This window comes from Enterococcus sp. E4-150 (assembly GCF_035726465.1).
In the GTDB taxonomy this organism is placed as follows: domain Bacteria; phylum Bacillota; class Bacilli; order Lactobacillales; family Enterococcaceae; genus Enterococcus_B; species Enterococcus_B faecium.
Map to the genome: position 1 here is coordinate 49,934 of NZ_JAPRGK010000001.1, position 23,192 is coordinate 73,125.

24 protein-coding genes are annotated in these 23,192 nt (G+C 40.4%); 20 read left to right on the forward strand and 4 right to left on the reverse strand.

Features of this window, described 5'->3' with window-relative positions:
- Window positions 1-40: 40 nt before the first annotated feature.
- Window positions 41-964, reverse strand: a complete 924-nt coding sequence (coaA, locus tag OZ002_RS00220) for a type I pantothenate kinase (protein ID WP_002298576.1) — start codon at window positions 962-964, stop codon at window positions 41-43.
- Window positions 965-1,159: 195 nt separating this feature from the next.
- On the opposite strand from coaA, the gene OZ002_RS00225 reads away from it, so the two are divergent.
- The 12 genes from OZ002_RS00225 (at window position 1,160) to deoD (ending at window position 13,497) form a co-directional block, all read left to right on the forward strand.
- Complete coding sequence (locus tag OZ002_RS00225; RefSeq protein ID WP_002307304.1) at window positions 1,160-1,765, forward strand: class I SAM-dependent methyltransferase; 606 nt, start codon at window positions 1,160-1,162, stop codon at window positions 1,763-1,765.
- 311 nt (window positions 1,766-2,076) lie between these two features.
- Window positions 2,077-3,093 carry a LacI family DNA-binding transcriptional regulator gene (locus tag OZ002_RS00230; protein WP_002291103.1) on the forward strand — a complete coding sequence of 339 codons (1,017 nt, stop codon included), beginning with the start codon at window positions 2,077-2,079 and terminating at the stop codon, window positions 3,091-3,093.
- Window positions 3,094-3,233: 140 nt separating this feature from the next.
- A complete protein-coding gene (locus tag OZ002_RS00235) occupies window positions 3,234-4,535 on the forward strand; it encodes a pyrimidine-nucleoside phosphorylase (RefSeq protein ID WP_002289207.1) in 1,302 nt (433 codons plus the stop codon).
- Between the two features lie 45 nt (window positions 4,536-4,580).
- The gene (deoC, locus tag OZ002_RS00240) at window positions 4,581-5,243 is read left to right on the forward strand and encodes a deoxyribose-phosphate aldolase (protein WP_002289206.1); all 663 of its coding nucleotides are present in this window, start codon (window positions 4,581-4,583) and stop codon (window positions 5,241-5,243) included.
- A gap of 20 nt (window positions 5,244-5,263) precedes the next feature.
- A complete protein-coding gene (locus tag OZ002_RS00245; protein ID WP_002298572.1) occupies window positions 5,264-5,662 on the forward strand; it encodes a cytidine deaminase in 399 nt (132 codons plus the stop codon).
- A gap of 65 nt (window positions 5,663-5,727) precedes the next feature.
- A complete protein-coding gene (locus OZ002_RS00250) occupies window positions 5,728-6,810 on the forward strand; it encodes a BMP family lipoprotein (RefSeq protein ID WP_002289203.1) in 1,083 nt (360 codons plus the stop codon).
- Between the two features lie 211 nt (window positions 6,811-7,021).
- Window positions 7,022-8,584: an ABC transporter ATP-binding protein gene (locus OZ002_RS00255; RefSeq protein WP_002289202.1), complete on the forward strand. Its 1,563-nt coding sequence runs from the start codon at window positions 7,022-7,024 to the stop codon at window positions 8,582-8,584.
- Window positions 8,577-9,710: an ABC transporter permease gene (locus tag OZ002_RS00260; protein ID WP_002289201.1), complete on the forward strand. Its 1,134-nt coding sequence runs from the start codon at window positions 8,577-8,579 to the stop codon at window positions 9,708-9,710. Before OZ002_RS00255 ends, OZ002_RS00260 begins: the two co-directional genes overlap by 8 nt.
- Window positions 9,710-10,666 (forward strand): ABC transporter permease, encoded by a 957-nt coding sequence (locus OZ002_RS00265; RefSeq protein WP_002289200.1) that lies wholly within the window; start codon window positions 9,710-9,712, stop codon window positions 10,664-10,666. Before OZ002_RS00260 ends, OZ002_RS00265 begins: the two co-directional genes overlap by 1 nt.
- Before the next feature lie 98 nt (window positions 10,667-10,764).
- A complete protein-coding gene (gene deoB / locus OZ002_RS00270; protein ID WP_002307310.1) occupies window positions 10,765-11,931 on the forward strand; it encodes a phosphopentomutase in 1,167 nt (388 codons plus the stop codon).
- Window positions 11,932-11,954: 23 nt separating this feature from the next.
- Window positions 11,955-12,773 carry a purine-nucleoside phosphorylase gene (locus tag OZ002_RS00275; protein ID WP_104856162.1) on the forward strand — a complete coding sequence of 273 codons (819 nt, stop codon included), beginning with the start codon at window positions 11,955-11,957 and terminating at the stop codon, window positions 12,771-12,773.
- A gap of 16 nt (window positions 12,774-12,789) precedes the next feature.
- The gene (gene deoD / locus OZ002_RS00280; RefSeq protein ID WP_002289197.1) at window positions 12,790-13,497 is read left to right on the forward strand and encodes a purine-nucleoside phosphorylase; all 708 of its coding nucleotides are present in this window, start codon (window positions 12,790-12,792) and stop codon (window positions 13,495-13,497) included.
- Between the two features lie 297 nt (window positions 13,498-13,794).
- On the opposite strand, the gene gpmA is transcribed toward deoD, so the two are convergent.
- The 3 genes from gpmA to rpiA form a co-directional block, all read right to left on the reverse strand.
- Window positions 13,795-14,481: a 2,3-diphosphoglycerate-dependent phosphoglycerate mutase gene (gene gpmA, locus OZ002_RS00285; protein WP_002294321.1), complete on the reverse strand. Its 687-nt coding sequence runs from the start codon at window positions 14,479-14,481 to the stop codon at window positions 13,795-13,797.
- Between the two features lie 171 nt (window positions 14,482-14,652).
- Window positions 14,653-15,234 carry a recombinase family protein gene (locus OZ002_RS00290; protein WP_002294320.1) on the reverse strand — a complete coding sequence of 194 codons (582 nt, stop codon included), beginning with the start codon at window positions 15,232-15,234 and terminating at the stop codon, window positions 14,653-14,655.
- 132 nt (window positions 15,235-15,366) lie between these two features.
- On the reverse strand, window positions 15,367-16,050 hold the full coding sequence (gene rpiA, locus OZ002_RS00295; protein ID WP_002294319.1) for a ribose-5-phosphate isomerase RpiA: 684 nt from the start codon (window positions 16,048-16,050) through the stop codon (window positions 15,367-15,369).
- A gap of 318 nt (window positions 16,051-16,368) precedes the next feature.
- Between rpiA and rpsL the strand changes: the two genes are divergently transcribed.
- From rpsL to rplW, 8 genes are all read left to right on the forward strand, one after another.
- A complete protein-coding gene (gene rpsL, locus OZ002_RS00300) occupies window positions 16,369-16,782 on the forward strand; it encodes a 30S ribosomal protein S12 (RefSeq protein ID WP_002294318.1) in 414 nt (137 codons plus the stop codon).
- A gap of 83 nt (window positions 16,783-16,865) precedes the next feature.
- Window positions 16,866-17,336: a 30S ribosomal protein S7 gene (gene rpsG / locus OZ002_RS00305; protein ID WP_002290440.1), complete on the forward strand. Its 471-nt coding sequence runs from the start codon at window positions 16,866-16,868 to the stop codon at window positions 17,334-17,336.
- A gap of 93 nt (window positions 17,337-17,429) precedes the next feature.
- Window positions 17,430-19,517: an elongation factor G gene (gene fusA / locus OZ002_RS00310; protein ID WP_002294317.1), complete on the forward strand. Its 2,088-nt coding sequence runs from the start codon at window positions 17,430-17,432 to the stop codon at window positions 19,515-19,517.
- A 171-nt stretch (window positions 19,518-19,688) separates the two neighbouring features.
- Window positions 19,689-20,876: an elongation factor Tu gene (gene tuf, locus OZ002_RS00315; RefSeq protein WP_002290442.1), complete on the forward strand. Its 1,188-nt coding sequence runs from the start codon at window positions 19,689-19,691 to the stop codon at window positions 20,874-20,876.
- Window positions 20,877-21,281: 405 nt separating this feature from the next.
- Window positions 21,282-21,590 carry a 30S ribosomal protein S10 gene (gene rpsJ / locus OZ002_RS00320; RefSeq protein WP_002290443.1) on the forward strand — a complete coding sequence of 103 codons (309 nt, stop codon included), beginning with the start codon at window positions 21,282-21,284 and terminating at the stop codon, window positions 21,588-21,590.
- A gap of 30 nt (window positions 21,591-21,620) precedes the next feature.
- A complete protein-coding gene (gene rplC, locus OZ002_RS00325) occupies window positions 21,621-22,250 on the forward strand; it encodes a 50S ribosomal protein L3 (RefSeq protein WP_002290445.1) in 630 nt (209 codons plus the stop codon).
- A gap of 27 nt (window positions 22,251-22,277) precedes the next feature.
- Window positions 22,278-22,901, forward strand: coding sequence for a 50S ribosomal protein L4 (gene rplD / locus OZ002_RS00330; RefSeq protein ID WP_002290446.1), 624 nt, complete (start codon window positions 22,278-22,280; stop codon window positions 22,899-22,901).
- Window positions 22,901-23,191: a 50S ribosomal protein L23 gene (gene rplW, locus OZ002_RS00335; RefSeq protein ID WP_002290449.1), complete on the forward strand. Its 291-nt coding sequence runs from the start codon at window positions 22,901-22,903 to the stop codon at window positions 23,189-23,191. The genes rplD and rplW overlap by 1 nt, the downstream gene beginning before the upstream one ends.
- Window position 23,192: the final 1 nt, after the last annotated feature.

The window sequence follows — 23,192 nt, forward strand, 5'->3', positions numbered from 1 at the left end:
TTTAAATTTTATCTCAAAATAGTCAAACTATTTTAAAATGCTAATATTTTCGCATGAAAATCGAATCGATGATATGATTTTCAGTTTTATGGAGAATTATATCGGCTCTTCCTCGTGTAGGCAAGATATATTCCTGTAAATTTTTCAAATTCACATTTTTCCATACATCTTTTGCCATTTTAAAGGCTTCTTCACGATCTCCGATAGCAAAACGATAATAATAATTCTCTGGATTTTGGAAAGCTGTATCCAGTAACGCACCAAAACGATCCAAATACCATTTTTCGATCAGCAAGGGATCAGCATCGACATAGACAGAAAAATCAAAAAAGTCGCTGACGTAGATTTGCTGATTCGCAGGTAATTGAAGCGTATTGATCCCCTCAACGATCAAGATATCAGGTTGCTGGATCAGTTCGTACTTGTCTGGAATGATATCATACACATCATGTGAGTAAACAGGTACTTTTATCTCTTCCTGACCAGATTTTACACGGTTCAAGAAATCGATCAGCATCTCCATATCATAACTTTCAGGAAATCCTTTACGGTCCATGATTCCACGCTCTTTTAATATACGATTTGGATAAAGAAATCCGTCAGTCGTGATCAGCTGAACGTTTCTTCGTTTGAAGGTTCGAGACAAAATCGTCTGCAGCAGTCTGGCTGTTGTACTTTTTCCAACGGCTACACTTCCGGCGATCCCGATAATAAAAGGCGGTACTTCTACGTATTTATGAAGAAATAAACCTTTACTCAAGAACAAAGATTCAAATTCTTTCATATAAAGATAAATCAGATGAGCAAGAGGTACATAGATATCTCGAACATCCTGCATGGAAATGCGGTCATTCAAACTTTTGATATTATCTAGTTCATCTTGTGTCAAAGGTGCTTGCCCATTACGATAAAATTCTCGCCATTCTTCTCTTGCCACACGGTAGTAGTTCATTGGATCATTCATATTAGCCTCCTGCGTTCTCCCATCAATGGAACTATTTTAACACAAAATAAACGCAAACCCCACCACTTAAGAGAGATTGCCGATCTTTTTGTATAATCTTTATAATAGAAAGAAACGGAGTCTTATTCTTGACTTGCGCACGGATACATAAAAGGATAGACTGTTGTCATGAAAGAAATGAGAAGGATGGAAGATATGACAAATCATTACTATTCTGAACGCCCAGATACGGCGCACGATTTTGAACAATGGGCTTTTGAGTTAAAAGGCAGAACCTTTCAATTTGTAACAGATTCTGGTGTATTTTCACGTGAAACAGTGGATTATGGTTCACGTGTCCTGATTGATGCTTTCGATTGGGAAGAGTTACCTGATGAAGGAAAGGTCTTAGATGTGGGATGCGGGTATGGACCGATTGGGTTAGCTTTGGCATTTGCGACACAGCGGTTTGTTGAAATGGTCGACATTAATGAACGAGCGGTAAGTCTAGCGCAAGGAAACGCAAAGCGTAACCAAATCGAACATGTTGATATCCATCAATCGAATATCTATGAAGCAGTTCATGAAGAAACCTATGCAGCTATCGTAAGCAATCCGCCGATCCGTGCTGGAAAAAAAGTTGTACATGAAATTTTGACAGGCGCATATCATCGGTTGAAGAAGGGCGGTACACTGACAATTGTGATCCAGAAGAAACAAGGAGCGCCGAGTGCGCAAAAGAAAATGGAAGAAACATTTGGCAATGCAGAAATCGTCACAAAAGATAAAGGATATTATATCATCAAAAGTGTGAAAGAATAACTAGCTGAAAATAGTGGAGCGACGAAAGAGTGGAACTGGGCGTACATATTACATATATGGTACGCATCAGTTCTTTTTTTATTGATGACTTTTTTAATCAAGGAACTATCTTTTCTTAAAAAAGAAGTAGCAGAATCAGAATCATGTTTTTTTACGATAAAATAAATAAGATACAGAACTTGTATAGAAGGCTGCCAAGTCGGTAGATAAAGGAGATTTTTATCAAAAAACATACTTTCCTTTTTTCTCTATTCTTTTCTTGGGGGTTTTGGTACACTGATAGGGAATTTAGATAGAAGGGAGCCAATAGGATGAAGCTGACCATCAGAGATATCGCAGAAATGGCAGGCGTATCAGTAACAACTGTCTCACAGATTTTGAATAACAAAGGAAGCAGATTTAGTGATAAGACAAGGAAAAAAGTGTTGTCGATCGTGAATGAACATCATTATAAGCCCGATTATTTCGCTTCAAATGTGATCAATCGACATTCAAAGACCATCGGAATGATCGTCCCTGATGTCACTGATTTCTTCTTCTCCAAACTGATCGAAGGTGTAGAGAGCTATTTGAATCCTTTGGGCTATGTGATCATGTTATGCAATTCTCGTCATAGCCAAGAAAATGAGATCAAGTATTTACAAGAGCTTTCCCACCGCTCAGTGGACGGAATCTTGCTGGCCACACCAAATATTTTACCTGAGAAATACGCATTAGACAGCGGATTTTATCAAAAAATGCCAATCATTTTAATCGATCGCGGATTGAATCGTCGGGATAACGGACGGCTTATCGTAAAGGAATATGAGGGCGCCTATCAAGCTGTTTCGCTGTTTATTGAAAGTGGCCATACGAAGATCGGCATGCTGAAGGAAACCACTGGATACTATCAATTAGAAGAACGTTTCAACGGATATCGTCATGCGCTGAAAGATCATGGCCTGCCTTTTAATGGGAAATTTGTTGAACATGGAGAGTTGACTGTTCAAGGTGGATATACTGCATCAAAAAAATTACTCAAACATAAAGATATCACGGCTATTTTTTGCGGGAATGATGCCATGGCGATCGGATGCTATCAGGCGATCGATGAATTGGGCAAAAAAATCCCAGAAGATATCTCAGTCATAGGATTCGATGGATTAAAGCTGTCAGAATACATGATTCCGCAATTGACGACAGTGCAGCAGCCAAGTTTTGATATTGGATTTTATGCTGCACGTTTCCTGATCGATACGATCGAATTTCCTCAAAGAAAAGTTCCGAACAAAGTGTTCGAAACAAAATTAATTATTCGTGAGAGCGTAAAAGTATTGACAAAGGGCTAACTCGGCGGTATATTGCTTATGTAAGCATTTACAAAGGCGAGTTAGTGCTTTTTTTATTTTTAGTAAACCAGTTTACTAAAGTGGTTTACCTTTCCTAAAAATAATGTATAATACCGAATGAAGACAAGGAGGATCAGGCAATGCGAATGGTGGATCTGATTGAAAAAAAGAGGGATGGAAACGAGCTGTCGAAAGAGGAAATCGAGTACATCGTCACAAACTATACGAATGGAAAGATTCCAGATTATCAAGTCAGTGCATTATTGATGGCAATTTTTTATCAAGACATGACAAATGAAGAAATCACGAACTTAACATTGGCGATTGCTAATTCTGGTGATGTCATCGATTTGAGTTCTCTTGAAGGAATAAAGGTAGATAAGCATTCGACAGGTGGCGTTGGTGACACGACCACATTGATTTTAGCCCCCCTAGTAGCTAGTGTTGGAGTGACAGTGGCTAAAATGTCTGGACGCGGTCTAGGTTACACAGGTGGTACACTAGACAAGCTAGAAGCAATTCCCGGATTTCAGATCGAGCTTTCGGATGAAGAATTTGTACGCATTGTTAATGAAAGTAAAGTAGCGGTAATTGGTCAATCAGGAAACTTGGCACCGGCGGACAAAAAATTGTATGCCTTGCGTGACGTCACAGCGACCGTTGATTCTCTTCCGCTGATTGCCAGTTCGATTATGAGTAAAAAAATCGCGGCAGGAGCAGATGCAATCGTTTTGGATGTGACCACTGGAGACGGTGCTTTCATGAAGAACATCGAAGATGCAAGACGTCTGGCAAAGACCATGACGAGCATTGGGAAACTGGCTAACCGAGAAACAGTGGCGGTTATCTCAGATATGTCAGAACCTCTTGGCGAAGCTATCGGAAATAGTCTAGAAGTTGTCGAGGCAATCGAAACATTACAAGGAAATGGTCCAGAAGATCTAGTAGAAATGTGCTACGCCTTAGGAAGCCAAATGGTTGTTCTTGCTGGCAAAGCTAAGACAACCGATGAAGCAAGAACGTTGCTTCAAGAAGCTCTGGAATCTGGTAAAGCGTTAGCAAAATTCAAAGAAATGATCCAAAATCAAGGGGGAGACCCAGCGATCGTGGAACATCCAGAACGAATTTTGACTGCACGCTACACAATGGAGCTTCCTGCTAAACAAAGCGGAGTTGTGTCAAAAATCGTGGCAAATGAATTAGGAATTGCTGCAATGATGCTAGGTGCTGGGCGTAAAACCAAAGAAGAAGATATTGATCACGCTGTTGGATTGAAACTGCATAAAAAAATTGGTGACACTGTGACAAAAGGTGAGTCACTATTGACGATCTATAGTAACGACGAAGAAATCACTTCTGTCATTGAATTATTATATAAAAATATTGAAATTGGTGAATCGGCAATGAAGCCAACGTTGATTCATGACATCATCACAGAATAAAGGAAAAAAGCGGACTTTACCGTTTTAAAGAAAAGGGGAAAAGAAATGGAACTAAACCGAATGATCGACCATACTATTTTGAAAGCAGACGCATCTAAAGAAGCTGTGATGCAAATTATCGAAGAAGCAAAAAAATACCATTTTTATTCTGTCTGCATCAATCCAGCATGGGTTGCGCTAGCGAAAGAACAATTACAAGGTGAGCCAGTAGCCGTATGTACAGTAATCGGGTTTCCTCTAGGAGCAAACACACCCGAGACAAAAGCATTTGAAACAACAGATGCCATCAATAACGGTGCAGATGAAGTCGATATGGTCATCAATATCGGTGCTTTGAAATCAAAGGATGATCAACAAGTCCAAAAAGATATCGAAGCAGTTGTTGAAGCAGCAAAAGATCGTGCGCTTGTCAAAGTTATTATTGAAACATCGTTATTAGATAGAGAAGAAATCATCAGAGCTTGCGAAATAGCAAAAGCTGCAGGCGCTGATTTTGTCAAAACATCAACTGGTTTCTCAACAGGCGGAGCAAAGGTAGAGGATGTCCGTTTGATGCGTGAAACTGTAGGACCAGAAATGGGTGTCAAAGCTTCCGGCGGTATCCATAACGAAGAAGAAGCAATGGCAATGATCGAAGCTGGTGCTACAAGAATCGGAACAAGCGCAGGAGTAGCAATCGTATCTGGTTCAACTGGTGAAGGCTATTAATTTTTTCAAAGGAGAAGCTCATGGCAGAACTCAAACAAGAATGGATCAACACAGCTATTGAAGCGTTAGATAAAGCCTATGTTCCTTATTCCCATTTTCCGGTAGGCGCTTGTCTCGTAACGGAATCAGGCAAGATTTATCAAGGCATCAACATTGAGAATGCATCATTTGGATTAACGAATTGTGCCGAGCGCACAGCTTTTTTCAAAGCAGTATCTGAAGGAGAAAAAACATTTACGCATCTAGTCGTAGCGGGGCACACCCCCGATCCTATCTCTCCTTGTGGTGCATGTCGACAAGTAATGGCAGAATTCTGTTCCCCTGATATGCCGGTTACGCTAGTAGGAGACAATGGTGTGACGAAGGCAACGACCGTTCGTGAACTGCTGCCTTATGCATTTACTGAAAAAGATCTATAACTCATGTTCATTCAGTCAGCTGACTGTTGAAAAATAAAACAATTATTTTAGGAGGCTTTACAGAAATGAAAAAAGCAAAATTATTTGGTTTAGGTGCTGTCGCACTAGCAGCAGGGTTATTTTTAGGTGCATGCGGCAACAACGGCTCTACTGATTCATCCGGTGGCAAAAGCTCATCAGACACAACAACTGCAGCATTGATCACAGACACAGGTGGTGTAGACGACCGTTCATTCAACCAGTCAGCTTGGGAAGGACTAGAAAAATGGGGGAAAGATCAAGGACTTTCACGAGGAAATGATGGCTTCCAATATTTCCAATCTTCAAATGAATCAGATTACATCCCAAATATTGACCAAGCATTGAATGCTGGATTCAAAACGATTTTTGGTATTGGTTATAAACTAAAACCAGCGATCCAAGAACAAGCAACAAACAATACAGGTACGAACTTTGTTATTATCGATGATGTCATCGATGGATTAGATAACGTTGTATCTGCAACTTTCAAAGACAACGAAGCTTCTTATCTTGCAGGTGTTGCAGCAGCTTATACGACTGAAACAAACGTAGTCGGCTTTATCGGCGGTGTAAAAGGTGAAGTAATCGATCGTTTTGATGCTGGATTCAAAGCCGGTGTTGATGCAGGTGCGAAAGAATTAGGAAAAGAAATCAAAGTATTGAATCAATATGCTGGTGACTTCTCTGCTCCAGATAAAGGACGTTCAATTGCTCAAGGTATGTATGCACAAAACGCAGATATCATCTTCCATGCTTCAGGCGGTACAGGTAACGGTGTATTCCAAGAAGCAAAATCATTGAACGAATCAGGCGACAAAAAAGTATGGGTTATCGGTGTTGACCGCGACCAATCAGACGAAGGCGAATACACATTAAACGGCGAAAAGAAAAACTTCACATTGACATCTACACTGAAAGCAGTTGGAACAGTAGTAGAAGATTTGGCACAAAAATCAGCGGACGGTAAATTCCCTGGCGGCGAACACACTGTTTATGGATTGAAAGAAGACGGTGTTGGTCTAACAGAAGGACAACTTTCTGACGAAGCGAAAAAAGCAGTTGATGAAGCAAAAGAAAAAATCATTTCAGGTGACGTAAAAGTTCCAGAAACTCCTGAAGAAAACTAAAACCATTTCTATAGCCTTGTTAGACACATGTTTGACAAGGCTATGGTTTGATTAGAACAAGAATTGTTCATTTATCCAAGCTGCCTTGTGACAGTTTGGATAAGGGAACAACTCCCTGAAGTAATGTTTGTTTCAAAAGAAGAACGCTCACTAAGCGTGAATCTTAGTCAATCGTTGCCCTAGATAGAAATCGTTAGGATGTGAAAAAAAGGTGGTTCAAGAAAATATTGTCATAGAAATGCAGAATATTACCAAAGAATTTGGAACATTCAAGGCAAATGACAACATCAATTTACAAGTAAAGGCAGGAGAAATTCATGCGTTGCTTGGAGAAAACGGTGCTGGCAAATCTACATTGATGAACGTGCTTTCCGGATTATTAGAGCCGACATCAGGGAAAATTTTGATGCGTGGGAAAGAAGTAAAGATCACAAGTCCAACCAAAGCCAACCAATTAGGGATTGGGATGGTCCATCAGCACTTTATGCTTGTTGATGCCTTTACTGTAACAGAAAACATCGTGTTGGGAAGCGAGCCTAGTCGCGCAGGGATGCTTGACCATAAAAAAGCACGAAAAGAGATCCAAAAAGTTTCTGAACAGTATGGATTGTCAGTCAACCCAGATGCTTACGTTCGTGATATTTCAGTTGGGATGGAACAACGGGTAGAAATTTTAAAAACACTTTACCGAGGAGCAGATGTACTGATTTTTGATGAGCCGACAGCTGTATTGACCCCTCAAGAAATTGATGAATTAATCGTGATCATGAAGGAATTAGTCAAAGAAGGCAAGTCGATCATTTTGATTACGCATAAGTTAGATGAAATCAAAGCAGTAGCTGACCGCTGTACAGTTATCCGCCGTGGAAAAGGAATCGGTACAGTCAACGTTAAAGACGTAACCTCACAACAATTAGCCGATATGATGGTTGGAAGAACGGTTTCATTCAAAACGATGAAAAAAGAAGCGAAGCCTCAAGAAGTCGTTTTGTCTATTGAAAATCTAGTGGTGAAAGAAAATCGTGGATTAGAAGCCGTGAAAAACTTGAACTTAGAGGTTCGTGCTGGCGAAGTACTTGGTATCGCTGGAATCGATGGAAACGGGCAGTCGGAGTTGATCCAAGCTTTGACTGGTTTGCGAAAGGCAGAAAGCGGACATATCAAGCTAAAAGGGGAAGACATCACTAATAAAAAACCCCGAAAAATCACTGAACATGGTGTAGGACACGTGCCAGAAGACCGTCATAAATACGGGTTAGTCCTAGATATGACATTATCTGAAAATATCGCACTACAAACCTATCATCAAAAACCTTACAGTAAAAACGGCATGCTGAATTATTCAGTAATGAATGAACATGCCAGAGAATTGATCGAAGAATATGATGTTCGAACAACGAATGAACTTGTTCCCGCAAAAGCTTTATCAGGCGGAAATCAGCAAAAAGCAATTATCGCTCGTGAAGTCGACCGAGATCCTGATCTGTTGATTGTTGCAAATCCAACTCGTGGACTGGATGTAGGTGCGATCGAATTTATTCATAAACGTCTGATCGAACAAAGGGACAAATACAAAGCAGTGTTACTGATCAGTTTCGAATTAGAAGAAATTTTAAATGTTTCGGATCGTATTGCTGTTATCCATGAAGGAGAAATTGTCGGTATCGTTGATCCGAAAGAAACATCTGAAAATGAATTAGGTCTATTGATGGCGGGCTATACCTTAGAAGAAGCACGAAAAGAGTTAGAAAAGGGGGCTGGCGCACATGAATGATCGCAGCGAGAAATTCCGTAATTTATTAGTGCCTGTACTTTCAGTTGTTTTAGGATTGATCTTAGGCGCGATATTGATGGCTGCTTTTGGTTTTCAGCCCATCCAAGGTTATTCTTCTATGCTAGATGCAGCCCTTGGTTCGCAAAGAGGGATAGGTGAAACGTTAAGGCAAGCAACGCCGTTGATTTTTACAGCATTAGGTTTTTCTGTAGCTAACTCAGCTGGGTTTTTCAATATTGGGCTTTCTGGACAAGCACTTTGCGGGTGGATCGTCAGTGTCTGGGTGGCACTTGCGTTTCCAGATCTGCCAAAAGTTGTTTTGCTTCCGTTATGCGTGATCTTAGGTGCCTTAGCTGGTGCGATGGCAGCGGCTGTTCCAGGTTTACTTCGAGCATTTTTTGGAACAAGTGAAGTGATCGTAACAATCATGATGAACTATATCTTATTATACGTAAGCACATTTGCTTTACATGAAGTGATGCCTGAAAGCTATCGCTCAAGTTTGGACTCTTCCAATATGATCAGTCAAAATGCCTCACTGCGGTTACCATGGTTAACACAAGCTTTTGGCGGCTCTCGCGTAAACTCAGGATTATTTTTAGCAATCATCGCGCTTATTTTCGTTTGGCTGCTGATGAAGAAAACGACTTTAGGATTTGAAATCCGTTCTGTTGGATTGAATCCTTTTGCTTCTGAGTATGCAGGAATGAGTAGTAAACGTACGATCGTTTTGTCGATGGTCATTTCTGGCGCTTTGGCAGGGCTTGGCGGTGTGGTTGAAGGATTAGGAACGTATCAAAACTTCTTTGTTCAAACGACTTCGCTATCTATTGGATTTGACGGAATGGCTGTCTCCTTGCTTGGTTCTGGATCAGCAATCGGTATTCTTTTATCAGCGATCTTGTTCAGTATTTTGAAGATCGGTGGACTTGGCATGCAGACAGGAGCAGGTGTTCCGTTTGAGATCGTCAATGTATCGATTGCTTTGATTATCTTCTTTGTCGGGATCAACTTCCTGATTCGTTTCGTCATGGCTAAAGTCTTCCAAGGGAAAAAACAAGAAGAGATCGTTGCGACAATCGAATCGAAACCAACGAATCAAAACCATGAAGGGGGCGAACTATAATGTCGACTATCGAATTAATTGCCTTGATCCTTACTTCTACACTGGTTTATTCAACACCGCTAATTCTAACGTCACTAGGCGGAACTTTTTCTGAACGAAGCGGGATCGTAAACGTAGGGCTAGAGGGAATCATGGTCATGGGTGCTTTTAGTTCCATCGTTTTCAACTTGACGATGAGTCCATCACTTGGTTCTATGACACCATGGATCGCTATTTTAGTGGGTGGCGTCGTAGGTATCCTATTTTCTCTGATTCACGCAGTAGCAACAGTCAGTTTGCGTGCTGACCATATCATCAGCGGGACAGTAATTAATCTGATGGCACCTGCTTTAGGTGTTTTCTTGATCAAAGCATGGTATGGTAAAGGTCAAACTGATAACATCACGCAGAATCTGGGGTATTTTTCTTTCCCAGGATTAGCAGATATTCCGGTCATTGGACCAATTTTCTTTAAAAATACATTCTTACCTGCTTATTGTGCTATTTTGATTGCTGTCCTAGCTTGGGTGATCATCTTCAAGACGAAATTCGGCTTACGCCTCCGTTCAGTTGGTGAAAATCCTCAAGCTGCCGACACATTAGGTATCAATGTATATGCTATGCGTTATTCAGGCGTACTGATTTCTGGCTTGTTAGGCGGTATGGGCGGTGCTGTTTTTGCTCAGTCGATTTCCGGTAACTTTTCAGCTGGTACGATCGTTGGACAAGGGTTCATCTCCATGGCTGCTATGATCTTTGGTAAGTGGAATCCTTTAGGGGCAATGGGTGCCTCATTGTTCTTTGGTTTTGCTCAAAGCTTGAGTATCATTGGCGCACAATTACCAGTTATTTCCTCGATTCCGCCAGTATTGCTGCAAATTGCTCCATATTTGCTGACAATCATTGTGCTGGTTGTTTTCTTAGGGAAAGCTTCTGGTCCAAAAGCAAACGGGAAGAACTATATCAAATCAAAATAATCTTTTAGCGAATAAAAAGGGTGGGTTACGGGAAGTGTTTTTCGTCTCGCCCTTTTTGTTTTAAAGGCAATAAAAATAAAAAGAAAGAAGGAATAATCATGTTTAAACGCGTACATCTGATCGTCATGGATTCAGTAGGAATTGGAGAAGCACCAGATGCCGATAAGTTCGGTGATATTGGTTCTGATACATTAGGACACATTGCGAAAGAAGCAGGATTGAACGTTCCACATTTAGAGCAGCTTGGTTTAGGAACGATCCGTCCTCTTGAAGGTGTGGAATCAGTGAAAGATCATCAAGGCTATGCGACGAAATTAGAAGAAGTTTCTGTAGGGAAAGATACGATGACAGGCCACTGGGAAATCATGGGATTGAATATCAAAACTCCATTTCGTGTGTTTCCGAACGGATTCCCTGATGATCTGATCAAACAAATCGAAGAATTTTCTGGCCGTAAAGTCGTATGTAACAAACCTTATAGCGGAACAGCTGTTATTGATGATTACGGTGAACACCAAATGAAAACAGGCGATTTAATTGTATATACTTCTGCCGATCCTGTCCTTCAGATCGCGGCACATGAAGAAATCATTCCTTTAGAAGAATTATATCGGATTTGCCAATTCGTTCGTGATATAACAAAAGATGATCCGTATATGATTGGCCGAATCATTGCACGTCCGTACGTGGGTGAACCAGGAGACTTCACACGAACAAGCAATCGCCATGATTATGCGTTGAATCCATTCGGACACACAGTCCTTGATTCTTTGAAAGAAGCAGGAAAGGACGTGATTGCTGTTGGAAAGATCAACGATATTTTCAACGGACAAGGAATCACTGAATCTGTCCGCACGAAAAGCAATATGGATGGCGTTGACCAGCTGCTGAAAGTTATGAAAAACGATTTTTCAGGAATCAGCTTTACCAATTTAGTAGATTTTGATGCATTATACGGTCATCGTCGGGATGTAGTCGGCTATGCGCATGCGATTGAAGAATTTGACTTACGAATTCCAGAATTGCTTGAAGCGATGGAAGAAGACGACTTGCTAATGATTACAGCCGATCACGGAAACGATCCGACGTTTACTGGTACCGATCATACGCGAGAATATGTACCGTTATTGGTTTACAGTAAAAAAATGAAAGAACAAGGGGCATTGCCTCAAGGATATTATTCAGATATTTCAGCAACGATTGCTGAGAACTTTAGTGTTTCTTCGACTGAAAATGGCGAAAGCTTCTTGAAATTATTAAAATAATCTTTTTAAATAGGAGAAAGCAAATGACCAAGTTAAGCGAGATGTTACAAGAAACGACCCAGTTTATCCTTGACAAAGGAGTAAAAGAAATTGATTTTGGTTTGATTCTAGGTTCAGGATTAGGTGAATTAGCAGATGAAATCGAAGATGTTGTAATGATTTCTTATGATGAGATCCCGTTCTTTCCTGTTTCGACAGTAGTTGGGCATGCAGGAAAGCTAGTTTATGGGTCTCTGGCAGGCAAGAAAGTGTTAGCCATGCAAGGGAGATTCCACTACTATGAAGGTCATTCCATGCAAACAGTGACCTATCCAGTACGTGTGATGGCCGGGCTAGGGGCCCATTCAGTCATTGTGACTAATGCATGTGGTGGTGTCAACGAATCATTTGTACCAGGAGATTTGATGCTGATTACCGATCATATCAATTTTACTGGTGAAAATCCTTTGATCGGTCCGAATGAAGATGCAATGGGCCCTAGATTTCCAGATATGAGTCAAGCTTATACGCCTGACTATCAAGCAACAGCAAAAGCAGCAGCAGAAAAACTAGGTTTGGATCTTAAAGAAGGCGTATATATGGGCTATTCTGGACCAACTTATGAAACGCCTGCGGAGATCCGAATGTCTCGGACAATAGGAGCCGATGCAGTAGGGATGTCGACTGTTCCAGAAGTCATCGTAGCAGCTCACAGCGGATTAAAAGTGTTAGGAATCTCTTGTATTACCAACTTAGCAGCAGGTATGCAAGCGAATCTGAGCCATGAAGAAGTTGTAGAAACAACTCAGAGAGTCAAACAATCTTTTAAAGCATTGGTTAAAGAAACATTGACATTATTGTAATAGGAGGAACAATAAAATGAGTGTGCATATTGAAGCGAAAGAAGGCGAGATCGCCGATAAGATTTTACTTCCGGGAGATCCTTTGCGAGCTAAATATATTGCGGAGACTTTTTTGGAAGATCCAGTTTGTTACAATCAGGTACGCGGTATGTTAGGCTTTACCGGCAAATATAAAGGAGAACGTATTTCTGTTCAAGGAACAGGAATGGGAATGCCATCAGCCACCATCTATGCCCATGAATTGATCCAGTCGTATGGTGTAAAGAAATTGATTCGAGTAGGTACATGCGGTGCATTGTCAAAAGACGTCCATGTTCGTGATTTAGTACTAGCACAAGGTGCAGCGACCAGTTCTTCGATGATCGAAAAAAATTTCCAAGCCTTTCATTTTCCTCCAATCAGTGATTTCAATCTATTACTGAAAGCATATGAGATAGCTAAAGAAAAGGGCTATACGGTTCATGTAGGAAATGTTCTTTCGGAAGATTCTTTCTACAAAGATGATTTGACAGAGACATTCCAATTAGCTGAACTTGGCGTTTTAGGAGTGGAAATGGAAGCAGCGGCTCTTTATTACTTAGGCGCGAAATACCATGTGCAGACATTAAGTTTGATGACCGTTAGCGACCATTTGATCACCGGTGAAGAAACAACAGCTGCAGAACGTCAATCTACGTTCAATGAAATGATCGAAGTAGGATTGGAAACAGCGATAGCAGAATAAGAAGGAAATGAAAAAGCTGCCCTGCATTAAGTAATAAGAACATCCAAGCAAAAATAGCTCCTCATGTTTTTGACTTGGCTGGACTTATTATTGCAAATGTAAGCTTTTGAACACCGTTTACTAAGAGGTTGTGAATCTGCCGTTTAACTCTGAGTCACAAGGAACAATTTCAAAAAACAGCTTTTCATGTTTGATGAATATTGTGACTTGTGACCGAGAAGTTGGCAGGAGAACACCGTTTATACGAAAAAAGGGACTGTGACAAATCGTGTCACAGTCCCTTTTTTATAGTGTTTTTTATAGGTAGTATTTTTTAGCAACTGTTAAGTCATCATTTAATTCATAAACAAGTGGTTGACCTGTTGGAATTTCAAGGTCCATGATGTCTTCGTCAGAGATACCTTCGATATGTTTAGCTAGGGCGCGTAATGAGTTACCATGTGCAGCTACTAAAACAGTTTTGTTGTCTAGTAATGCTGGAGCAATTTCATCTTGCCAGAATGGCAAAGCGCGTTCTAATGTCACTTTCAAGTTTTCTCCACCAGGAATATCGCGTTTGTCTAACATTGCGTAACGACGGTCATTTGCTGCAGAACCTTCGTCAGTTTCTTCCATTAATGGAGGAAGAGTATCGTAAGAACGACGCCAGATGTGTACTTGTTCGTCGCCGTATTTTTCAGCTGTTTCTTTTTTGTTCAAACCTTGTAATTTACCATAGTGACGTTCGTTTAAGCGCCATGATTTGATTTGTGGTACCCAAAGTTGATCTGAATATTCTAAGATCAAGTTACATGTTTTGATTGCACGAGTTAAAACAGAAGTGTAAGCAACATCAAATTCGATTCCAGCTTCTTTGATTTTGCGTCCGCCTTCTTTTGCTTCTTCGATTCCTTCTGGTGCTAGATTTACATCAGCCCAACCAGTAAATTGGTTCAATGCATTCCATTCACTAAGACCGTGACGAGAAAAAACTAATTTTGGCATGTTTAGCTCTCCTTTTAAGATAGGTTTATATTTCTGAAATTTTCAGTTCTGTTTTATTGTACAATTTTTTGGAAGAGATTTCCATCGAAAAATTAGATAAGATTCTATGAGAAAACAAGTAGAGAATATAAAAAAACGAACAGTGCCCACGCAACTGTTCGTTTTTAGGTATTAGATGCATAATTGCTCGATTTCTTTTTCAGGTAAATTGATATATTTATAACATGTTCCAACTGAAACACCGCATTTTGAAGAAATAAATTGGATCGTTTCTTTTTTTTCATAATAGAGACGTCGGATTTTTTTGATCGTTTTTGCATCGATTTTTGGTCTTCCGCCGATTTTTCCTTTTTTACGAGCTTCATCTAATCCAACTAACGTACGTTCTTTGATCAATGCGCACTCCATGTTTGCTAGGTTTTCCATTAATTGGAAATAGATTTTTCCCATTTCGCGCGTATCGATTCCTTCATCAAGACTAATCAAGTGCAGCCCGCGATCTTTGAATAATTGCGTGAGTTCTGTTAATTGCCGCGTAGATTTGCCTAATCGATGAAGTTGGCAAATGACTAGTGCATCGCCTTGTTGCATGTCAGCGATCACTGACTCCAAATGAACAGCAGTAGAATCATTTTGTTCCACTTCATATGTCTCATGGAAAATTTCTTGACAACCAAAGTCAGATAATTGATCAACCTGAGTTGTTAAATCAACGTCATTTATGGTTGTGCGTGCATAACCAATAATTTTCATGGTGATTCCTTTCTAGCAGTGATTTTCTAACTGGATATAACAGTAAAAATGTAGCATAAAGTACGTCAAAAAGATAGTTTTTTCGCAAATTTTCCGCTGTCTTTTTTTATTGGATGATCAAGCAGTTTTTCTTTATTTACGACGGATTGCGTCAAGAATCTCAACGCCTTTTTCTGAGCCGACAACTACTTTAGAAACCATGTTTAGGAAAAGCCCATGTTCTACTACCCCAACAAGTTCATCTAAATAGGTAGCTAAGCTTTCTGGCTGTTCGATGACTTCTAGATGCAGATCAATGATGTAATGACCACCATCTGTGGTTAGGACTTCTCCGTTTTCGTCTGTACGCAAGACAGGTTGGAATCCTTTTTCTTCAAAAATATGAAGTAGCTGTTGGGAGCCATAAGGGATCACTTCAACTGGGAGTGGGAACTTCCCAAGTTTATCGACTAATTTAGAAGAATCAACGATCCAAATCGTTTCTTTTGAGTACGTAGCGACTATTTTCTCGAAAAGCAAAGCAGCGCCGCCGCCTTTGATCCCTTGAAAATCAGCACTGATTTCATCAGCACCGTCTATTGTCAAATCGACTACGGGGACTTCATCAATACTCTTTAACGGTATTCCTAATTTTTCCGCTTGTTCTTTTGTCGCATTTGAAGTAGTAACTCCTGTGATACGTAAACCTTCTTCACGCATACGGCGACCAATCTCTTCTACCATATAATAGGCGGTTGAACCGGTCCCGAGACCTACGATCATCCCGTCCTTTACGAATTTCGCGGCTTCAATGCCAGCTAATTGTTTTAAATTCATCTTTGCGTCCACCTTTTTTTAGTTTGAGCATCGTGCTTTCCTCACTATTTTAGCGTGATTTACGGTAAAAAGATACCATTCTTTTTTATTCCAATAAAGCTTTTTCAAAAAAAATTGTATCTCTTGTTGACATGTTTTTTCATTCGTGATATTCTAACAAAGGTGCTTTATCTACAGGTTTCTGTGAAGAAACGTGCTGACTGTTTATCAAAGCATATTTGATAAGGATGCAGACATTGCATTTATTTTTTATCACAAAAAAAGAACCACCTGGATGTGTGGAACTAGACGCAAATCGTGGGAAGGAGGAAACAAGGAATGCCTACAATTAACCAATTAGTACGTAAACCTCGTAAATCAAAGGTGGAAAAATCTAATTCACCTGCTTTGAACAAAGGATATAACAGCTTTAAGAAAACTCAAACTAACGTAAACTCACCTCAAAAACGTGGGGTAGCAACTCGTGTGGGTACAATGACACCTAAAAAACCGAACTCAGCTTTACGTAAATATGCACGTGTTCGTTTGTCAAACTTAATTGAAGTTACTGCTTATATCCCAGGGATTGGTCATAACTTACAAGAACACAGTGTTGTATTATTACGCGGTGGTCGTGTAAAAGACTTACCAGGGGTACGTTATCATATCGTTCGCGGTGCTTTAGATACTGCTGGTGTTAACGACCGTAAACAAAGCCGTTCTAAATACGGAACTAAAAAACCTAAAGCTTAATTTTAATTATTAAACAAATGAAACTTGCTTCTACTATATAGAAGTAATTACTATGAACAATATTTCGGAAGGAGGAGTTACGGATGCCACGTAAAGGTCCTGTTGCAAAACGTGATGTTTTACCAGATCCTATTTATAACTCAAAATTAGTAACTCGCTTGATCAACCGTGTAATGGTTGACGGAAAACGCGGGATTGCAGCTAACATTATCTATAATGCCTTTGACTTGATCAAAGAATCTACAGGTAACGATCCATTAGAAGTGTTTGAACAAGCAATGAAAAACGTTCAACCTGTTCTTGAAGTTAAAGCACGTCGTGTTGGGGGTTCAAACTACCAAGTACCAGTTGAAGTTCGCCCTGAACGCCGCGTTACTCTAGGTCTTCGTTGGGTAGTAAACTACGCTCGCTTGCGCGGTGAACACACAATGGAAGAACGCTTAGCAAAAGAAATCATGGATGCTGCAAACAACACAGGTGCTTCTGTTAAAAAACGTGAAGACACTCATAAAATGGCTGATGCCAACCGCGCGTTTGCTCACTATCGCTGGTAAGATTCTCTCTGTTTGGTCGGCTTTTATAAGTCGACCTCAGATAGTGTCCTTATTTTTAGCAACTAGATAGTAAAGAGAGGAGAAACAAGGAGAATGACCAGAGAATTTTCTTTACAAAACACTCGTAATATCGGTATCATGGCCCACATCGATGCTGGTAAAACGACTGCTACTGAACGTATCTTGTACTACACTGGTAAAATCCATAAAATTGGTGAAACTCATGAAGGAGCTTCACAAATGGACTGGATGGAACAAGAACAAGAACGTGGTATTACGATCACTTCTGCTGCTACTACAGCACAATGGAAGGGTCACCGAATCAACATCATCGACACACCAGGACACGTAGACTTCACAGTTGAAGTTGAACGTTCATTGCGTGTACTTGATGGTGCTGTAACTGTTCTTGATGCACAATCAGGTGTTGAACCTCAAACTGAAACAGTTTGGCGCCAAGCAACAACTTATGGTGTACCTCGTATCGTATTTGCAAACAAAATGGACAAGATCGGTGCTGACTTCTTATATTCAGTATCAACTTTACATGACCGTTTGCAAGCAAACGCTCACCCAATCCAATTACCAATTGGTGCGGAAGACGACTTCACAGGAATTATCGACCTTGTAACAATGAAGGCTGAAATGTATACCAACGATCTTGGAACAGAGATCGAAGAAACAGAAATTCCTGAAGAATACCGCGAATTAGCTGAAGAATGGCGCGAAAAATTGGTTGAAGCTGTAGCTGAAACTGATGAAGAACTTACTTTGAAATACTTAGAAGGTGAAGAAATCACTGAAGCTGAGTTAAAAGAAGGTATCCGCCGCGCAACAGTTAACGTAGAATTCTACCCAGTACTATGTGGTTCAGCATTTAAGAACAAAGGGGTTCAATTACTATTGGACGCTGTTCTTGATTACTTGCCATCACCGTTAGATATCCCAGCTATCAAAGGGATTGACCCTAAAACTGATGAAGAAGTAGAACGTCCTGCAGACGACAGCGCTCCTTTCTCAGCTTTAGCATTTAAAGTTATGACTGACCCATTCGTAGGTCGTTTAACTTTCTTCCGTGTGTACTCTGGTGTTTTACAATCAGGTTCATACGTACAAAACGCAACAAAAGGCAAACGTGAACGTGTTGGTCGTATCCTACAGATGCATGCCAACTCTCGTTCAGAAATCTCTGAAGTTTACGCTGGAGATATCGCTGCTGCTGTTGGTTTGAAAGACACAACTACTGGGGACACACTATGTGATGAAAAGAGTCTAGTTATTCTTGAATCCATGGAATTCCCAGAACCAGTTATCCAAGTCGCTATTGAACCTAAATCAAAAGCTGACCAAGATAAAATGGGTGTGGCTTTACAAAAACTATCTGAAGAAGATCCTACTTTCCGTGCTGAAACAAACGTGGAAACAGGCGAAACAATCATCGCTGGTATGGGTGAACTTCACTTAGATATCATCGTTGACCGTATGCGTCGTGAATTCAAAGTTGAAGCTAACGTAGGTGCGCCTCAAGTATCTTACCGTGAAACTTTCCGTGCTGGCACTCAAGCCGAAGGTAAGTTTGTACGTCAGTCTGGTGGTAAAGGTCAATACGGTCACGTATGGATTGAATTTACACCAAATGAAGAAGGTGCTGGTTTCGAATTTGAAAATGCGATCGTCGGTGGGGTTGTTCCTCGTGAATACATTCCAGCTGTTGAAACTGGTTTGAAAGATGCTATGGAAAATGGTGTCTTAGCTGGCTATCCATTAGTAGATATCAAAGCTAAACTTTACGATGGTTCATACCATGATGTCGATTCAAATGAAACTGCCTTCCGTGTTGCTGCTTCTATGGCATTACGTGCAGCAGCTAAGAAAGCTAATCCAGTAATCCTTGAACCAATCATGGCTGTAGAAGTTGTTATCCCTGAAGATTACTTAGGTGATGTTATGGGTCACGTAACTGCTCGTCGTGGACGTGTTGAAGGTATGGAAGCTCGCGCTGGCGGCCAACAAGTTGTTCGTGCGATGGTTCCACTTGCTGAAATGTTTGGTTATGCTACAACTCTTCGTTCTGCTACTCAAGGTCGTGGTACATTTACAATGACATTTGACCACTACGAAGATGTACCAAAATCAGTACAAGAAGAAATCATTAAGAAAAACGGCGGAAAAGCTGAATAATTTCTTAAAACCGGATAGTCCTGCAAAGAGATTATCCAAAGAGACTATATTTTTAATATAGTTTCGTGTAAAATAATTATCGATGATATGGGCATGTGGTGTACCTTGTGTACATCATATACCTATCAGACAAATAAAAAATATATTGTATTTTTAGGAGGACATTTTAAAATGGCAAAAGAAAAATTTGACCGTTCTAAACCACACGTTAACATTGGTACTATCGGACACGTTGACCATGGTAAAACTACATTAACAGCTGCAATCACAACTGTACTATCTAAGAAAAACGGCGGCCAAGCTATGGCTTACGATCAAATCGATGGTGCTCCAGAAGAACGCGAACGCGGAATCACAATCTCAACAGCTCACGTTGAGTATGAAACAGATACACGCCACTACGCTCACGTTGACTGCCCAGGACACGCGGACTACGTTAAAAACATGATCACTGGTGCTGCTCAAATGGACGGAGCTATCTTGGTAGTTTCTGCTGCTGACGGCCCAATGCCTCAAACTCGTGAACACATCCTATTGTCTCGTCAAGTTGGTGTTCCTTACATCGTTGTATTCTTGAACAAAGTAGACATGGTTGATGACGAAGAATTACTAGAATTAGTTGAAATGGAAGTTCGTGACCTATTAACAGAATACGAATTCCCTGGTGACGATGTTCCTGTAGTTGCTGGATCAGCTTTGAAAGCTCTAGAAGGCGACGCTTCATACGAAGAAAAAATTCTTGAATTAATGGCTGCAGTTGACGAATACATCCCAACTCCAGAACGTGACAACGACAAACCATTCATGATGCCAGTTGAAGACGTGTTCTCAATTACTGGACGTGGTACTGTTGCTACAGGTCGTGTTGAACGTGGACAAGTTCGCGTTGGTGACGAAGTTGAAGTTGTTGGTATTGCTGAAGAAACTTCAAAAACAACAGTTACTGGTGTTGAAATGTTCCGTAAATTGTTAGACTACGCTGAAGCTGGAGACAACATTGGTGCTTTACTACGTGGTGTTGCACGTGAAGACATCCAACGTGGACAAGTTTTAGCTAAACCAGGTACAATCACACCTCATACAAAATTCTCTGCAGAAGTATACGTGTTGACAAAAGAAGAAGGTGGACGTCATACTCCATTCTTCACTAACTACCGTCCACAATTCTACTTCCGTACAACTGACGTAACAGGTGTTGTTGAATTACCAGAAGGAACTGAAATGGTTATGCCTGGCGACAACGTAACAATGGAAGTTGAATTAATCCACCCAATCGCTATCGAAAACGGTACTAAATTCTCAATCCGTGAAGGCGGACGTACAGTTGGTGCCGGTGTCGTTACAGAAATCAAAGCTTAATTCACTTAAGTTTTAAAGTAAAGCAACATTTATTCGGACGTAATCGCTCGGAACGAAGGTCTCAGGATCTTTGTTCCGAGCTTTTTTATTTATTGCAGGATCAGGGAAAAAGACAGGAGCATTATAATAGAAGAAACACGAAATAAAAGAGTCAGTATTTTCTAAATGAAACTTTATGAAAACAAAATGTTTTTTACAAGAAAAAGCCTTGCTTTGTGAGTTTATATATATTATAATGACAAAGGTGCGTTTACTTTAGTGAATTGCACAGACGTAATCAGAATGATTTCGTCGGCTAAGAAACGAGAGGTTGCGACACGCCCGGACGCTTTGCCACGAACGAGCGTGACGGAAATTTTCGTGGAGCTATGTCTACTTTTCAAAATAGGCGAAGGAGGGAACAAGATGGCAAAACAAAAAATTCGTATCCGTTTAAAAGCGTATGAACACCGTATTTTAGATCAATCAGCGGATAAAATCGTGGAAACTGCAAAAAGAACTGGAGCTAGCGTGTCTGGTCCAATTCCATTACCAACTGAACGCAGTCTTTACACAATCATCCGTGCAACTCATAAATACAAAGATTCACGCGAACAATTCGAAATGCGTACACACAAACGTCTTATCGACATTGTGAACCCAACACCAAAAACTGTTGATGCTTTGATGAAGCTAGACTTACCATCTGGTGTAAACATCGAAATCAAATTATAAAACTAAAACAAAAATAATGGAGGTGTACTCATGACCAAAGGAATCTTAGGGAAAAAAGTGGGAATGACACAAATCTTCACTGAATCTGGTGAATTAATTCCAGTAACTGTTGTAGAAGCTACTCCAAACGTAGTACTACAAGTGAAAACAATGGAAACGGATGGCTACGAAGCTATTCAAGTTGGTTACCAAGATATGCGTGAAGTTTTATCAAACAAACCTGCGAAAGGTCATGTTGCAAAAGCAAACACGGCTCCTAAGCGCTTCATTCGTGAATTCAAAAATGTTGAGCTAGGAGAATATGAAGTAGGAAAAGAAATTACAGTAGATGTTTTCCAAGCAGGAGACATTATTGATGTAACAGGTACTACGAAAGGTAAAGGATTCCAAGGGGTTATCAAACGCCACGGACAAAGCCGCGGACCAATGGCTCACGGTTCTCGTTACCATCGTCGTCCTGGGTCAATGGGTCCAGTTGCACCTAACCGTGTATTTAAAAACAAACGTCTTGCTGGCCGTATGGGTGGCAACCGCGTAACTATCCAAAACTTGGAAGTTGTACGTGTCGATGCAGAAAGAAATGTTATCTTGATCAAAGGTAATGTTCCTGGAGCTAAAAAATCTTTAATCACTATCAAATCAGCTGTGAAAGCTAAATAATTGTAGGAAGAAAGGAGGAACTAAGGAATGCCGAATGTAGCATTATTCAAACAAGATGGAAGCCAAAACGGTGAAATCACACTTAACGAAGAAATCTTCGGAATTGAACCTAATGAAAGTGTTGTTTACGATGCAATCGTAATGCAACGTGCGTCATTAAGACAAGGAACACACGCGGTTAAAAACCGTAGCGCTGTTCGCGGCGGCGGACGTAAACCATGGCGTCAAAAAGGAACAGGTCGTGCACGTCAAGGATCTATCCGCTCACCACAATGGCGTGGAGGTGGCGTAGTCTTTGGACCAACACCACGTTCTTACAGCTACAAACTTCCTAAAAAAGTTCGTCGTTTAGCAATGAAATCTGTATTGTCAGAAAAAGTTGCTGAAAACAACTTGGTAGCAATCGAAGGCTTAAACTTCGACGCACCAAAAACAAAAGAATTCAAACAAGTTCTTGCTAACTTATCTATCGACTCTAAAGTATTGGTTGTTCTAGAAAAAGGTAACGACTTTGCTGCTTTATCAGCACGTAACTTACCAAACGTTTCTGTAGTAACTTCTGATAATGTGAGTGTGCTAGACGTTGTATCAAATACAAAAGTGTTAGCAACACAAACTGCTCTTACTCAAATTGAGGAGGTGCTTGCATAATGAACTTACTAGACGTAATCAAACGCCCAGTGATCACTGAAAAATCAATGCTTGCCATGGATGACAAGAAATACACTTTTGAAGTGGACACTCGCGCAAACAAAACTTTAGTAAAACAAGCGGTAGAAGCTGCTTTTGACGTTAAAGTCAAAAACGTGAACATCGTGAACGTACGTGCGAAATTCAAACGTATGGGCAAATATGCAGGATATACAAAAAAACGTCGCAAAGCGATCGTTACATTGACTGAAGATTCAAAAGAAATCCAATTATTCGAAGCTGCTGAATAAG

Coding starts and splice junctions, on each gene's coding strand:
- deoB (WP_002307310.1), top strand. CDS start 10,765: ATGTTTAAACGCGTACATCTGATCGTCATGGATTCAGTAGGAATTGGA.
- OZ002_RS00225 (WP_002307304.1), top strand. CDS start 1,160: ATGACAAATCATTACTATTCTGAACGCCCAGATACGGCGCACGATTTT.
- rpsL (WP_002294318.1), top strand. CDS start 16,369: ATGCCTACAATTAACCAATTAGTACGTAAACCTCGTAAATCAAAGGTG.
- OZ002_RS00260 (WP_002289201.1), top strand. CDS start 8,577: ATGAATGATCGCAGCGAGAAATTCCGTAATTTATTAGTGCCTGTACTT.
- OZ002_RS00235 (WP_002289207.1), top strand. CDS start 3,234: ATGCGAATGGTGGATCTGATTGAAAAAAAGAGGGATGGAAACGAGCTG.
- OZ002_RS00265 (WP_002289200.1), top strand. CDS start 9,710: ATGTCGACTATCGAATTAATTGCCTTGATCCTTACTTCTACACTGGTT.
- OZ002_RS00250 (WP_002289203.1), top strand. CDS start 5,728: ATGAAAAAAGCAAAATTATTTGGTTTAGGTGCTGTCGCACTAGCAGCA.
- rpsJ (WP_002290443.1), top strand. CDS start 21,282: ATGGCAAAACAAAAAATTCGTATCCGTTTAAAAGCGTATGAACACCGT.
- OZ002_RS00275 (WP_104856162.1), top strand. CDS start 11,955: ATGACCAAGTTAAGCGAGATGTTACAAGAAACGACCCAGTTTATCCTT.
- deoD (WP_002289197.1), top strand. CDS start 12,790: ATGAGTGTGCATATTGAAGCGAAAGAAGGCGAGATCGCCGATAAGATT.
- OZ002_RS00230 (WP_002291103.1), top strand. CDS start 2,077: ATGAAGCTGACCATCAGAGATATCGCAGAAATGGCAGGCGTATCAGTA.
- rplD (WP_002290446.1), top strand. CDS start 22,278: ATGCCGAATGTAGCATTATTCAAACAAGATGGAAGCCAAAACGGTGAA.
- rpsG (WP_002290440.1), top strand. CDS start 16,866: ATGCCACGTAAAGGTCCTGTTGCAAAACGTGATGTTTTACCAGATCCT.
- rplC (WP_002290445.1), top strand. CDS start 21,621: ATGACCAAAGGAATCTTAGGGAAAAAAGTGGGAATGACACAAATCTTC.
- deoC (WP_002289206.1), top strand. CDS start 4,581: ATGGAACTAAACCGAATGATCGACCATACTATTTTGAAAGCAGACGCA.
- rpiA (WP_002294319.1), bottom strand. CDS start 16,050: ATGAATTTAAAACAATTAGCTGGCATTGAAGCCGCGAAATTCGTAAAG.
- tuf (WP_002290442.1), top strand. CDS start 19,689: ATGGCAAAAGAAAAATTTGACCGTTCTAAACCACACGTTAACATTGGT.
- OZ002_RS00290 (WP_002294320.1), bottom strand. CDS start 15,234: ATGAAAATTATTGGTTATGCACGCACAACCATAAATGACGTTGATTTA.
- fusA (WP_002294317.1), top strand. CDS start 17,430: ATGACCAGAGAATTTTCTTTACAAAACACTCGTAATATCGGTATCATG.
- OZ002_RS00245 (WP_002298572.1), top strand. CDS start 5,264: ATGGCAGAACTCAAACAAGAATGGATCAACACAGCTATTGAAGCGTTA.
- coaA (WP_002298576.1), bottom strand. CDS start 964: ATGAATGATCCAATGAACTACTACCGTGTGGCAAGAGAAGAATGGCGA.
- rplW (WP_002290449.1), top strand. CDS start 22,901: ATGAACTTACTAGACGTAATCAAACGCCCAGTGATCACTGAAAAATCA.
- gpmA (WP_002294321.1), bottom strand. CDS start 14,481: ATGCCAAAATTAGTTTTTTCTCGTCACGGTCTTAGTGAATGGAATGCA.